This window comes from Ruegeria sp. AP12, from assembly GCF_056540025.1.
This window is the reverse complement of sequence record NZ_JBQFVZ010000291.1, coordinates 1-574: the sequence shown is the minus strand read 5'-3', so window position 1 is coordinate 574 and position 574 is coordinate 1. Positions and strand designations below refer to the sequence as shown.

General features: G+C 57.3%; 1 protein-coding gene. It reads right to left on the bottom strand.

Annotated elements, in window-relative coordinates; translation table 11 throughout:
* Positions 1-74: 74 nt before the first annotated feature.
* Positions 75-574: glucokinase (locus ACR0E6_RS22810; RefSeq protein WP_480587705.1), on the bottom strand; the 500-nt coding region annotated here is incomplete at its 5' end.

The following is a 574-nucleotide window of genomic DNA, read 5'->3' as shown; positions in this document are numbered from 1 at the left end:
GCTCAGCAATCATGTCGATCAGGGCTTCTCCACAACACAGGATCATCCCACACCCTCTTCCAAAATACGCTCAGTTATCGCTGAAGCGCATTTTTACAGAAGTTGTTAGCGCCAACAATGCCAAATTCGGCCTGTTCCGAGATATAAAGGTTCATCGACTGCCGCAACTCGCTGAAACGCCCGCCTGCATTGAACGCGTCGCAGAAGGTTTCGCCAAACATCCAGCGGTTTTTCTCGGCGACGCCACCAACAAGGAAGACGCCACCGGCAGGCATCACGGTGACGGCCATGTCACCCATCAACGCACCCAGATGGCTGATGAACAATTCTGCAGTGCGACCGGCGATCGGGTCTTTGCCGTCGCGTGCGTCCTGCAGGATATCCCGGGCGGTGCGAACCGGAGGTTGAGCCTGTCCGGCCGCCATGCCTGCGGCCTGATACAAGATTGGCAAGCCAGTTCCGCTGAGGAACATCTCAGCCTCAAGTACGAGGCTGTTGTCGAAAAAGCATTCGGGTGCCAGATGGCGCGCGGCGTCGAAGATATCGACTTCATCCCGCGTGCGCGGAGACAGGC